Here is a 12,730-nt window from a genome sequence, read left to right as displayed (position 1 = left end):
AACGGCTGGACCACCGGGCGGGAAATGGAGATCCCGGATCGCCTTGGTCATGGTCCTGACCACTTTTGGCACTTTTGGCAGCGGGTACACGGCGGCGAATGCCTATCCGGACGGCGCACGCAAGCCGGCCGCGGACCGCCGTCACGTGCAGGTCATCCCGGCCGACGACAAGACCGGGGAGGACGGTTCGAAGGGGGCGGAAAGGCCCCCCGGCCCGCCGAAGGCGAAGGATCTGGAGAAGGCGGCGGCCGAGCTGTCGAAGGCGCGAGGGGCGAGGAAGGCGGCCCTCGCGTTCCGGGAGGCGCAGCAGCGGGACGGACGGCGGGCCCGTCGCGCGACCTGCAACCCGCCGACCAACATCATCTGCCAGGAGAACAACCTGCCCGGCAACCCGCCGAGCGAGTGGGACGTGTCCGGCGCCGGCAGCGACAACATCCGGGGCTACGCCACCACGATGAGCGGGGTCGTCGGCGACACCATGCGGTTCAAGGTCATCACCGATGCGACCGCCTACCACATGGACATCTATCGCATCGGCTACTACGGAGGGAACGGCGCCCGCAAGATCGCGACCGTCCTGCCCTCCGTGCCGCTTCCGCAGGCCCAGCCCGCCTGCGTGTCCGACCCGTCCACCGGCCTGGTGGACTGCGGCAACTGGGCGGTGTCCGCCACCTGGACGATACCCGCGACCGCCGTGTCGGGGGTGTACATCGGCAAGCTGGTCCGGGACGACGGCACCCCCGGCGCCAGCCAGGTGATCTTCGTCGTGCGCGACGACGTGCGGAACTCCGACCTGCTGTTCAAGACCTCCGACACCACCTGGCAGGCGTACAACACCTACGGCGGCAACAGCCTGTACTCCGGCAACCCGGCCGGGCGCGCCTACAAGGTGAGCTACAACCGTCCCTTCACCACCAACTGCTGCGACTGCTGCCAGGGCTCCTACCAGTCGTGGTTCATGTCGGCGGAGTATCCGATGGTGAGATGGCTGGAGGCCAACGGCTACGACGTGAGCTACATCTCCAGCATCGACACCTCGGCACAGGGCAACCTGCTGCTCAACCACAAGGCGTTCCTGTCGGTGGGCCACGACGAGTACTGGTCCAACGAGATGCGAACAAATGTGGTGAACGCCCGAGATAACGGGGTGAACCTCGCGTTCTTCTCGGGCAACGAGTCGTTCTGGAAGACCAGGTGGGAGCCCAGCATCGACGGGACCTCCACCCCGTTCCGGACACTGGTCTGCTACAAGGAGACGCTGGCCAACGCGAAGATCGATCCGAGCCCGCAGTGGACCGGCACCTGGCGCGACCCGCGTTTCTCACCGCCGTCCGACGGCGGACGGCCGGAGAACGCCATGACCGGCACGCTGTTCATGATGAACGGTGCCAGGCACGACGCGATAACCGTGTCGTCGGTGTTCTCCCAGATGCGGATCTGGCGCAACACCTCGATCGCGAACCTCCAGCCCGGCCAGGTGGCGACCTTCCCCACCAACACCCTCGGGTACGAGTGGGACATCCTGCCCGACAACGGGGTCGAGCCCCCCGGCCCGGTGAGGTACTCGTCGACGACGATCGCCGCCGACACGCAGGTACTGCTCGACTTCGGCAGCAGGTACGGGGCGGGCGTCCTGACGCACAGCCTCGCGCTGTACAGGGCGGCCAGCGGCGCGCTCGTCTTCGGCGCCGGCACCGTCCAGTGGTCGTGGGGGCTGGACGCCAACCACACCACCCCCGGCACGCCCACGAACATCGACATGCAGCAGGCGACGGTCAACCTCCTCGCCGACATGCACTCCCAGCCGTCCAGCCTGCAACCCGGGCTGGTGCCGGCGACGGCGTCCACCGACACGTCCCCTCCCACCTCGGCGATCACCAGCCCGTCGAACGCCGGCACCGTGACGAACGGGTCGGTCGTCATGGTGCAGGGAACGGCGGCGGACACCGGGGGCGGCGTCGTCGCCGGGGTCGAGATCTCCTTCGACGGCGTCCGGTGGTTCCAGGCACAGGGCACCACCGACTGGAGCTACCAGTGGCAGCCGCCCGCCACGAGCGGGCCGGTGACGATCAGGGTCCGGGCGGTCGACGACATCGGCAACCTGCAGACGACCACCACGGCGATCACCGTCAACGTGGTCCTGGCCTGTCCCTGCACGATCTGGTCGTCGACGACCGTCCCCGGCGCGGCCAACTCCAGCGACACCAGGTCGGTGGAGCTCGGGGTGAAGTTCAGGGTCACCAGCGCCGGCTACATCAGGAGTCTCAGGTTCTACAAGGGGACGTTCAACACCGGCACCCACATCGGCAACCTCTGGACCTCCACCGGGCAGCTCCTGGCGAGCGCGACGTTCACCTCGGAGTCCGCGTCGGGCTGGCAGCAGGTGGACTTCCCGGTGCCGGTACCCGTCAACATCAACACCACCTATGTCGCCTCCTACTTCGCGCCGAACGGCAGGTACGCGTTCGACTTCGGCTACTTCACCACCTCGGTGGTGAACGGGCCGCTCGTCGCGCTCGCCGACGGCCTCGACGGCGGCAACGGCGTGTACCGGTACGGGGCGACCAGCGGTTTCCCCACCAACTCCACCCAGGCCGCCAACTACTGGGTCGACGTGGTGTTCACGCCGTCCGCCACCCTGTGGAGCAACACCGCCACCCCGGCGGTGGGGGCCCACCCGGACACCACCCCGGTCAACGTCGGCGTGAAGTGGCAGGCGACCACGACCGGGGAGATCAGGGGCATCCGGTTCTACAAGGACGCCTTCAACACCGGTATCCACGTGGGGAGTCTGTGGACCACCAACGGCCAACTGCTCGCCAGCGCCACCTTCACCAACGAGACGCCGTCCGGCTGGCAGGAGGTCTACTTCGGCACTCCCGTGCAGGTGAAGGCCGGCACCACCTACATCGCCTCCACCTTCGTCGGATCCGGGCACTTCCCGTACACCAACCAGTACTTCACCACGCAGTACAACAACCCGCCCCTGATCGCGCTGCAGGACGGGGCGCAGGGAGGTAACGGGGTGTACGCCTACAGCGCGTCGCCCACCTTCCCGACGAACACCTACCAGGCGACCAACTACTGGACGGACGTGGTGTTCGCGCCGTCGAACTCGCTGTGGAACGACTCGGCGACGCCGGCCGTCGACGCGCATCCCGACACCAGCCCCGTCGTGCTCGGCGTGAAGTTCACGCCGACCACCAACGGGACGATCCGCGGCGTCCGGTTCTACAAGAGCGTGTTCAACACCGGCACGCACATCGGGAGCCTGTGGACCAGCGACGGCCAGCTGCTGGCCAGCGTGACGTTCACGAACGAGACCGATTCCGGCTGGCAGGAGGCGTACTTCGACACACCGGTGCCGGTCACCGCCGGGACCACCTACATCACCTCCTACAACACACTGTCGGGTCACTTCTCGTACACGCGGCCGTACTTCAGCAGCTCGTGGACGAACTACCCGCTCGTGGCCCCGTCCGACGCCGCCTCCGGGGGCAACGGGGTCTACGTCTACAGTGCGGCGAACGCCTTCCCGAACAACACCTTCCAGGCCACCAACTACTGGGTGGACACGCTGTTCGACCCGGCCTAGCCGACAGGAGTCCCGTCACGCACACCCCCGCCCGCATCCAGCGGGCGGGGCCGCTTTCGCCGGGACGCCCCCCCCGGGCGCCAACCGGCCGTCACCACCGGGGAAAGAATCGCGGCCCCGTGCCCGCCGGCGGCAATCCCCGGCCAAGGACGCCGTAAGGGACCGGAGCCGTGGTGGCGTGCGCCGAGAGGTCTGTGATGCGATCGGCATCGGTGAGACGCGGAGGGGATCGTGGCCGGCCACTGAGGATGATCGGGGGACCAAATGTCGGTGTCGGTGGTCGTACCGTGTTACCGCTCCGCGCGCACCCTTCCGGTCCTGGTGGCCCGGCTGGTGCCCGTCCTTCGCGAGATGGGCGTCCGCCACGAGGTCCTCCTCGTCGTCGACGGAAGCCCGGACGACACCTGGAGGACCGCGGCCGAGCTCGCCTCGCGGTACGACTGCGTCCGTGCGCTCCACCTCTCCCGCAACTACGGGCAGCACAACGCCCTGGTGGCCGGCATCCGGGAGGCGGCCTTCGAGCAGATCGTCACGATGGACGACGACCTGCAGCACCCGCCGGAACAGATCCCGCTCCTGCTGGCGGCACTGGAGGGCGACCGCCTGGACCTGGTTTACGGCGTCCCGCACAAGGAGGAGCACGGCTTCGTGCGCAGCCTCGCGTCCCGGTGGGTCAAGGCGGCCATGGCGATCGCGCTCGGAGTGCGCGCCGCGCGGGCCATCAGCGCCTTCCGCGCGTTCCGCACCCAGCTGCGCGACGGGTTCGAAGGGCTGTCGGGGCCGCACGCGTCGATCGACGTCGCCCTGTCCTGGGCCACCACACGGATCGGCTCGGTGAAGGTGCACATGAGCGAGCGCGACCACGGGCGCTCGGCCTACACCGCGCGGCTGCTGGTCCGGCACGCGATGAACATGCTCCTCGGCTACAGCACGACGCCGCTCCGGGCGGCGAGCTACCTCGGGTTCCTCGTCGGCGTCGTCGGCCTGCTGCTCGCCGGCTCCGTCCTGTGGAGCTTCCTCGCGGGGGACACCACGGTGGCCGGCTTCACCACCATCGCCTCCATGGTGGCCGTCTTCTCCTCGGCCCAGTTGATGGCCATCGGCGTCCTCGGCGAGTACATCGGGCGCATCCACGGCAGCGGCATGGGCCGGCCCACCTACGTCGTGCGCGAACGCGCCGGGGGCGGCGCCCGGGTGAGCGAGCCGTACCAGACGGGCGTGCCGGCTAGCGGTCACCGGCGCGCGGGAGCCGGGGCCGGATCAGGTGAACCGTGAGGACGGCCTCCACCGGCTCGAACCCGTACCTCGCCCACGCCCGCTGCACCCGGACGTTGTGCCCCTGCGTCGAGATGAGGACCTCCCGCGCGCCCCGGGCGAGCGTGCGCTCCTCGACGCCCCTGAGCAGGTGCGCGTACAGGCCGCCTCCCTGCGCCTGAGGGACCACGCCGGCGAGCAGGATCTCCGTCCGGGGGCCGTCCTCGTCCAGGGTCGCGAGCGCGAGGAAGGCCTCCTCGTCCGCGCTCCACAGCCCCAGGCACCCTCGCTCGGCGGCGGACCGCACGGCCCATTCCTGGTACCCCGCCAGCGCCTGGCTCGCCCCGAACAGCGGGTTGGCCAGGTAGTGGTTGCGGTACGAGGAGAAGATCTCCGCCACCAGCCTCCTCACCTCGGCCACCTCGCCCACCGGCCTCGGGCTCAGGCCCGCGGACGGCCCGGGCGCGCGGCCCTCGCCCGCGCGCAGGCGCCAGTAGGCCAGCGAGTCGGCGAACACCGCGGTACGGCCGAGCGCGGTCAGCCGGGCGAACCAGTCGACGTGCTCGGCCGGGTACCGGACCACGATCACGTCCGCCGCCGAGGCCAGGATCGCCTCCCGGACCGAGGGGAAGCGGGCGCCGCCGGGTACGGTCAGGCGCTCGACCGAGCACCCGAACCGGGCCGACTCCTGAGGGGACGCCACCGTCCGCGTCTCGCTCTCCGGCACCGTCAGCTCATCCCGTAGGCGCGGACGGCGTCGATCACCCGTGTCAGACCGGCCTCGTCCAGATCGGCGTACACCGGCAGCCGCAGGAGGCGGTCGGCGACCTGCTCGGTGACCGGGCAGCCGCCCTCGGCCACGCGCCCGTACCGTGCCCCGGCGGGGGCGATGTGCAGGGGCTGGTAGTGGAACGCCGCCTGCACCCCGTTGTCCCTGAGATGGGCCATGAGCCCCTGGCGGTTCTCCAGGTCCGGGAGCAGCAGGTAGTACAGGTGGGCGGGGTGGAGGCACCCCTCGGGGACCGCCGGCTGTGACACGCCGTGCGCGGCCGCCCAGTCGGCCAGCTCCTCGTGGTACGTCCGCCACACCTCGTGCCGGCGCGCCTGGATGCCGTCGAAGGCCTCCAGCTGGGCGGTCAGCTGCGCGGCGAGCACGTCGGACGGCAGGTAGCTGGAGCCGATGCCGACCCACCGGTACTTGTCCACCTGGCCGCGGAAGAACCGGCTGCGGTCGGTGCCCTTCTCGCGGACGATCTCGGCGCGCGCGGCGAGGTCGAGGTCGTTCACCAGCAGCGCACCGCCCTCCCCGCACTGCACGTTCTTGGTGGCGTGGAAGCTCTGCGCCGCCATCCGGCCGAAGGATCCGAGGGGCCGTCCCCGGTAGGAGCCGCCGAGCCCGTGGGCGTTGTCCTCGATCAGGGCCAGCCCGTGCCGGCCCGCGACCTCGCACAGGACCTCCATCGCGCAGGCGACCCCCGCGTAGTGGACGGCCACGATGGCCCGCGTGCGCTCGGTGACCGCCGCCTCCACCAGCCTCTCGTCGAGGTTGAGGGTGTCGGGCCGGCAGTCGACGAACACCGGGACCGCGCCGCGCAGCGCGTAGGCGTTGGCCGTCGACACGAAGGTGAACGACGGCATGATCACCTCGTCGCCGGGACGCAGGTCGAGCAGGATCGCCGACATCTCCAGCGCGTGGGTGCAGGAGGTGGTCAGCAGCACCTGGCCCGCCCCGGTCATCTCCTGCAGCAGCGCGGTGGCCCGGCGGGTGAACGGACCGTCCCCGGAGGTCGACCCGCCGCGCACCGCCTCCGCGAGGTAGTCGAGCTCGCGCGGGGACAGGTGCGGTCGGTTGAAGGGGATCGCGTCCAGGCCGATCGTGTTCACGAAGGCAGTCAACAACGGCGGGACGCCGGCGGGCGCGGTGTCCCGCCGGCGTTGGAGAGCCCTTGCGAAAGACTTACGTTCGGGGCGAGATGTCAGCTCGCGGTGTACACCACGTCGACCCAGTAGTTCGAGCTCTGGAAGGTGTTGGTGGGGAAGGCGTTCGTCGCGCTGTAGACGTAGACGCCGTTCCCGCCGAACTGGCCGTCCACGGGCGCGATCAGCGCGGCGTTGGTGTACTGCGAGGTGAAGTACGAGGTGTCCTGCGAGTAGTGCCCTGATGTCGTCAGGTACGAGGCGACGTACGTGGTGTTGGCGCTGATCGCCACCGGTGTCGGGAAGTTCACCTGCTGCCAGCCGGACGCCGTCTCGCCGCTGGAGGTGGTGCTGGCCAGCTGGGTGCCGCCGAGCGTCCACAGGCTGACGGTGTGCGGGCCGGTGTTGAGTGCGCCCTTGTAGAACCTGATGCCCTCGATGACGCCGTCCGCGGTGGCCTGGAACTTCACGCCGACCACGACGGGGGCGGTGTCGGCGCTGGAGGCCGTGGCCGGGACGGTGCTGTTGGGCCACAGGCTCGCGGCGGGCACGAAGACGGGGTCCACCCAGTAGTTCGCCGACTGCCACGTGCTGGTCGGGAAGGCGTTGGTCGAGCCGTAGACGTAGACGCCGTTGCCGCCCTGCGGCCCGCCGTCCGCCGGGGCGAGGAGCGGGTCGTTGGTGTACTGCGAGCTGAAGTAGCCCGTGGTGTAGGAGAAGTGCCCGGAGGTGGTGTGGTACGAGGCGATGTAGGTGGTCCCGGCGGTGATGGCGACCGGCGTGGAGAAGTTCACCTGTTGCCAGCCGGACGCCGTCTCGATGGTGGCCACGGTGCTGGCCAGGAGCGTGCCGCCGCTGGTCCACAGGCTGACGGTGTGGGTGCCGGTGTTCAGCGCGCCCTTGTAGAACCTGATGCCCCTGACGGTGCCGTTCGCCGTGGCCTGGAACTTCACGCCCACCACGACCGCCCTGCCGTCGGCGGCCGACGCCACGGCGGGGACCGCCGAGTTGTCCCACAACGAGGCCGTGACGATCTCGGTGATCTGGGGGGAGATGCTCGGGGCGAAGTGGACGATGCCCTCACCGCTGGAGACGTCGCCGCCGAGGTAGGCCGCGGTGATGGGATGCCGGCCCGGCGCGAGGCTCGAGGTGGTGAACGTCGCCGCGCCCGAGCTGTTCAGGTTGACCGTGCCGAGGACGGTCGCCCCGTCCTTGAACGCCACCGGGCCCTGCGGGATGAGCGGACTCGAGGCCGGGCTCACCGTGGCGGTGTAGGTGACCGACTGCCCCTCCTGGACGGGGTTGGCGGAGGTGGTCAGGGCGGTGCTGGTCGCCGGGTTGTTGGGGAGGCTGATGGCGGTGGCCGGGCCGGTGGTGCCGCCGACCGTGGTGACCGAGCCGTTCAGGGAGAAGGTCCTGCCGAAGACGAACGCGCCGCTGTTGACGGTGACGAAGCTGGAGGCCAGGAGATTGCCCCGGAAGGTGGACAGGCCGCCCAGCGACGCCGAGCCGGTGATCTGCCAGAAGACGTTGCTCGCCTGGGCGCCGTTGATCAGGCTGATGTTGCTGACGTTCGCGGTGGTCAGGCTGCCCGCGGTGAAGACGAACAGGGCGTTGGGATCCTCCTGGGCGTCCAGGGTGAGGGTGCCGTTGATCTGGAAGGCGCCGCCGCCGGGGGTGTAGACGCCGGGGGTCTTGGTGGTGGAGCCGAGCTCGGCGGCCGCCGTGACGACCGGGGTGCGGCTCGCGGCGTCGTTGTAGGCGGAGACGGCGTCGCTTCGGGCCGCGGCGGCGGTGGAGTCGCCGGCGTGGACGCTGCCGCTCACGGTGCCGGGAGGGAACCCGGTCACCGTGCTGCCGGGGCTCACCCCGAGGTCGCCGGTGATGGTCGTCTGGTTGGTGTTGTTGACGGCGCTGTTGGCCAGCACCGCGAAGGACGCGGCGCTGCCGAGGGTGATGGGGGGGACCGCCGCGAACGCGGTGTGCGGGTCGGCGATGGACAGGGCCATGGCCAGGGCGGTGGACAGGGCCATGAGGAGACAGATGCGGACGATGCGGGGACGGTGGTGAGGGGAGCCGAAGATGGGGCGAGGGTAGGGCATGCTGATCAACTTCTCGGGGATGTCGGCGCCTTGCGGGCGCCCGTGCGGAAGCGTCGAGGCCTGTCTCAGGATCTTCTGCGAACGGGGTCCGAATCGGGACGCCACCCGTGGTGGGGAAAGGTCACCACGTCATGGAGTGGATCGGGGACGATTTTCGGCGATCGCGCCATCGGCGGCGTGGGATGCGGGCCTGGGCTGGACCATCGGGAGACCTCTGTAACGCTCTGTGTCTCCGACTTTACGCTCTCCCGGTCTTTATTGACAATACTTCGGACGAAGAAATCATGCTCCGTAGTGCGTTTATATTGAAATACTTGCATTTATCATCTTAATTGCATTTGTGTCAGGAATATCGGGCGTTGCTCCGCCGGTGCGCCCGCGCCTCCGGCGGAGCGACGCCGCCGCCGCGCTAGCCGGTCACGTGCTGGACCAGCACGGGCGACTGGCTGGGCAGGAACTGGACCCACGCCTCGTTGGCGAAGGTGCCGACGCCGACGTAGACCGCGGTGATCGGGTGGTCGCCCGGAGCCAGCCTGGCCGTCCTGAACGTCGCGGCACCCGAGGCGTCGATGGTCCCCGAGCCGATGATCTGGTCGCCGTCCCTGAACAGCACCTGGCCCTTGGGGGTGAACCCCTGGAAGTCGCCGGCCACCTTCGCGATGAAGGTGACCGTCTGACCGGAACCCGAGGGGTTCGGCGACGAGGTGAGGGTCGTGGCGGTGGGCGGGTCGTCCGGCTGAGTGATGCGCGTGTGCGGCCCGTCGTCGGTGCCGATGATCTGCAGCGTCTGGTCGAGCGCCATCGTGCGCCCGAACACCGCCGCCCACCGGTCCACGGTGATCCCCCTGCGCACCAGGAGGTTGCCCCGGAAGGTGCCGTACAGGCCGAGGGTGGCGTCGTCGCTCACCTGCCAGAAGACGTTCTCCGCCTGCGCCCCGTTCAGCAGGTCGATGTTGCTGGACTTCATGGTCATCAGTGACGAGGCCTGGAAGATCCACACCGCGTTCACGTCGCCATGGGCGTCGAGTCTCAGCGTGTCCATCAGGGTGAAGACCCCGCCCGGCGTGTTGTAGACGCCGGGCGGCAGGACGGTGTTGTCGCCGATGACCGAAGGGAGCGTGGCGGTCGGCGTGCGGGACGCGGCGTCGTTGTAGGCGGCGATCGCGGCCGCCCTCTCACGCCGCGCCTCGGCGGTGTCGATCGAGATCTGCCCTCGGACCGCGCCGGGCGGGAAACCGCTCACGGTCCTGCCGGGGGTCACGTCGACGTCCCCGGTGATCGTGGTCCTGTCGGTGTTGATCACGCCCGTCGCGCCGAGCACGGCGAGGTCCCTGGCCTCGCCCAGCTGGACCGGCCGCACCGAGACCTTGTGGAAATGGCCCGGCATGATCATGGGGGTGGGGGCCGCCGACGCGACCGCGCCGGGCGAGGCGAGGGGAAGGACGGTCATGGCGACGGCCGCGAGGATCGTCGCGGGACGAGGTCGCAAGGAATCACGGAAATGCGTATTCATCATGAATCAGCCCACTTTTCGATATGAATGCCGCTCGATTCGGTGTCCCGGCTCACTATCTCCACCTTCGCGGCGAGCCCGGGAACGACACGCCCGTGCCGCCGTCGAATCGGCGTTATAACAAGGAGGGCCTTTTACAGTCGTGCATATCGTTTCGCGAATGCGCGGAGGTCCTGATATGGCAGAGAAGCTGGTGGTCGTGGGGCAGGGCTATGTGGGCCTGCCCCTGGCGATGCGGGCGGTGCGGGCAGGTTTCCACGTGGTGGGCATCGACGTGGACGAGTGGCGGGTGAAGCGGCTCGACGCCGCCGAGTCCTACGTCGAGGACATCAGCGACGAGGAACTGGCGGCCGCGCACCGTTCGGGCCGTTACCTCGCGAGCACCGGCTACGCCGCCGCCGAGGGATTCGACGTCTGCGTCATCACGGTGCCCACCCCGCTGCGCGAGGGGGTGCCCGACCTGCGCCACATCGGCTCGGCCGGGGAGTCGATCGCGCCGCTGGTACGGCCCGGGGCCACGGTGGTCCTCGAATCCACCACCTATCCCGGCACCACCGAGGAGTACCTCCGGCCCCTTCTCGAGGACGGCTCCGGCCTGCGCACCCCGGAGGACTTCCACCTCGGGTACAGCCCCGAGCGGATCGACCCCGGGAACGCCGAGTGGCGCCTGGACAACACCCCGAAGGTCGTCTCCGGCATCGACGACCTGTCCCTGCGCAAGATCCAGGAGTTCTACGGCCGCATCGTGCGCGAGGTCGTGCCCGTCTCCTCGCTGCAGGTCGCCGAGCTGTGCAAGCTGCTGGAGAACACCTTCAGGCACGTCAACATCGCCCTGGTCAACGAGCTGTCGATCTTCGCCCGGCAGCTCGGCATCGACGTGTGGGAGGCCATCGACGCCGCCTCCACCAAGCCGTTCGGGTACATGCGCTTCACCCCCGGCCCCGGCGTCGGCGGGCACTGCCTGCCCATCGACCCGTCCTACCTGTCATGGCGGGTCAAGCGGAGCCTCGGGCACAACTTCCGGTTCGTGGAGCTGGCCAACGACATCAACGACCACATGCCCGAGCACGTCGTGCAGCGGATCGCCCTCACGCTCAACCAGCGGTACAAGCCCGTCAAGGGCAGCCGCCTGCTCCTGCTCGGCCTGTCCTACAAGAAGAACGCGGGCGACTGCCGGGAGTCGCCCGCGATCGAGGTCGCCAAGGCCCTGACGAAGCTCGGCGCCGACGTGCTCGCGGCCGACCCGCACGTCGACGCCTTCCAGCTGCCACCCGGCATCGACATGGTGGAGCCGACCGAGGCGCAGCTCGCCGCCGCGGACGCCGTCGTGGTGCTCACCGACCACGACTGCTTCGACTACCGGCTGGTGCAGGGGGTGAGCAAGCTGGTCTTCGACACCCGCAACCGCTGCCGGGGGGACAACGTCGAGCGCCTGTGACCGGCGGGCTCAGCGTCCGAAGCGCCGCTGAGCCCTGCTCAGAAGTCCGAGTGGGAGGTGCCGCGCCACTGCCGTGAGCACCTTGTAGCGGATGTCCGGCACGCTGACCGGCACCCCCCGGGCGAAGTCGCGCATGGCGACGTCCACCACGTGGTCGGCCGACAGCCACAGGAACTGGGGGCTGCCGGAGGTGTCGATCGACGCCCGCTGGTGGAACTCGGTGTGCACGAACCCGGGGCACAGCGCCATGACGCGGACGCGCCGCTCCGGGACCTGCGCGGCCAGCGACTCGCTGAAGTTCACGATCCAGGCCTTGGACGCGCCGTAGGTGCCCGAGGGAAGGAACGCCGCCACCGACGCGACGTTGATGACGCCGCCGCGTCCCCGGGAGCGGATGCCCGGCAGGGCGGCCATGGTCAGGCGCAGCACCGCCTCGCAGTGCACGCGCAGCATGACCAGCTCGTCGGCCACCGGCACCTCCAGCGCCTCCCCGGGGTGGCCGAACCCGGCGTTGTTGACCAGCAGGTCGACGCCCTCGCGCAGCCGTGCCTCCACCGCCGAGATTCCCTCCTCGGTGGCGAGGTCGGCGGGGAGCACCTCGGCCCGCACGCCGTACCGGCGGTGCAACGCCTCGGCGCTCTCGTGCAGGCGCTTCTCGTCGCGGGCCACGAGGACCAGGGAAAGGCCGTCGGCGGCCAGCCTGCGGGCGAACGCGGCGCCGATGCCGGCGGTGGCGCCCGTGATCAGTGCGGTAGGCATGCAGGAAGACTAGTGGAGCCTTCACCGGCCCGGTCCGTGTCGCAAGTGGAGCCGGACTTCTGTCGCGTTTCCCGAGGTCTCTCACAGTCACATCGCGGCCGGCGAGCACGGAGCCGAGGGGAGGGCCGGCAACGACGAGACCGGGGGTTTTC

At 69.7% G+C, this 12,730-nt stretch carries 8 protein-coding genes; 3 read left to right on the top strand and 5 right to left on the bottom strand.

The genetic code is table 11. The annotated features are described in order from the left end of the window. The first annotated feature begins 145 nt into the window (after positions 1 to 145). Positions 146 to 3,595 carry a DUF4082 domain-containing protein gene (locus KIK05_RS48960; protein ID WP_308250072.1) on the top strand — a complete coding sequence of 1,150 codons (3,450 nt, stop codon included), beginning with the start codon at positions 146 to 148 and terminating at the stop codon, positions 3,593 to 3,595. Between the two features lie 264 nt (positions 3,596 to 3,859). Continuing rightward, entirely contained in the window at positions 3,860 to 4,870 is a 1,011-nt protein-coding gene (locus KIK05_RS23005; RefSeq protein WP_214412861.1) for a glycosyltransferase family 2 protein, read from the top strand. Here KIK05_RS23005 and KIK05_RS23000 read toward each other — a convergent pair. From KIK05_RS23000 to KIK05_RS22985, 4 genes are all read right to left on the bottom strand, one after another. Continuing rightward, positions 4,821 to 5,576, bottom strand: coding sequence for a GNAT family N-acetyltransferase (locus KIK05_RS23000; protein ID WP_214412860.1), 756 nt, complete (start codon positions 5,574 to 5,576; stop codon positions 4,821 to 4,823). The genes KIK05_RS23005 and KIK05_RS23000 overlap by 50 nt on opposite strands. Before the next feature lie 2 nt (positions 5,577 to 5,578). Beyond that, positions 5,579 to 6,733 carry a dTDP-4-amino-4,6-dideoxygalactose transaminase gene (rffA, locus tag KIK05_RS22995; RefSeq protein ID WP_308250071.1) on the bottom strand — a complete coding sequence of 385 codons (1,155 nt, stop codon included), beginning with the start codon at positions 6,731 to 6,733 and terminating at the stop codon, positions 5,579 to 5,581. Positions 6,734 to 6,825: 92 nt separating this feature from the next. Then, complete coding sequence (locus KIK05_RS22990) at positions 6,826 to 8,868, bottom strand: DUF4082 domain-containing protein (RefSeq protein ID WP_214412859.1); 2,043 nt, start codon at positions 8,866 to 8,868, stop codon at positions 6,826 to 6,828. A 409-nt stretch (positions 8,869 to 9,277) separates the two neighbouring features. Then, positions 9,278 to 10,357 (bottom strand): ice-binding family protein, encoded by a 1,080-nt coding sequence (locus KIK05_RS22985; RefSeq protein ID WP_214412858.1) that lies wholly within the window; start codon positions 10,355 to 10,357, stop codon positions 9,278 to 9,280. A gap of 202 nt (positions 10,358 to 10,559) precedes the next feature. Between KIK05_RS22985 and KIK05_RS22980 the strand changes: the two genes are divergently transcribed. After that, the gene (locus KIK05_RS22980) at positions 10,560 to 11,819 is read left to right on the top strand and encodes a nucleotide sugar dehydrogenase (protein WP_214412857.1); all 1,260 of its coding nucleotides are present in this window, start codon (positions 10,560 to 10,562) and stop codon (positions 11,817 to 11,819) included. A 9-nt stretch (positions 11,820 to 11,828) separates the two neighbouring features. Here KIK05_RS22980 and KIK05_RS22975 read toward each other — a convergent pair whose 3' ends face one another. Then, positions 11,829 to 12,578 (bottom strand): SDR family NAD(P)-dependent oxidoreductase, encoded by a 750-nt coding sequence (locus tag KIK05_RS22975; protein ID WP_214412856.1) that lies wholly within the window; start codon positions 12,576 to 12,578, stop codon positions 11,829 to 11,831. Positions 12,579 to 12,730: the final 152 nt, after the last annotated feature.

Source organism: Sphaerisporangium fuscum, assembly GCF_018531465.1.
GTDB classification, from domain to species: Bacteria; Actinomycetota; Actinomycetes; order Streptosporangiales; family Streptosporangiaceae; genus Sphaerisporangium; species Sphaerisporangium fuscum.
The sequence above is the reverse complement of the archived record's forward strand: the minus strand, read 5'-3'. Positions and strand labels throughout refer to the sequence as shown.

Coding starts and splice junctions, on each gene's coding strand:
- KIK05_RS22980 (WP_214412857.1), top strand. CDS start 10,560: ATGGCAGAGAAGCTGGTGGTCGTGGGGCAGGGCTATGTGGGCCTGCCC.
- KIK05_RS22990 (WP_214412859.1), bottom strand. CDS start 8,868: ATGCCCTACCCTCGCCCCATCTTCGGCTCCCCTCACCACCGTCCCCGC.
- KIK05_RS23005 (WP_214412861.1), top strand. CDS start 3,860: ATGTCGGTGTCGGTGGTCGTACCGTGTTACCGCTCCGCGCGCACCCTT.
- KIK05_RS22975 (WP_214412856.1), bottom strand. CDS start 12,578: ATGCCTACCGCACTGATCACGGGCGCCACCGCCGGCATCGGCGCCGCG.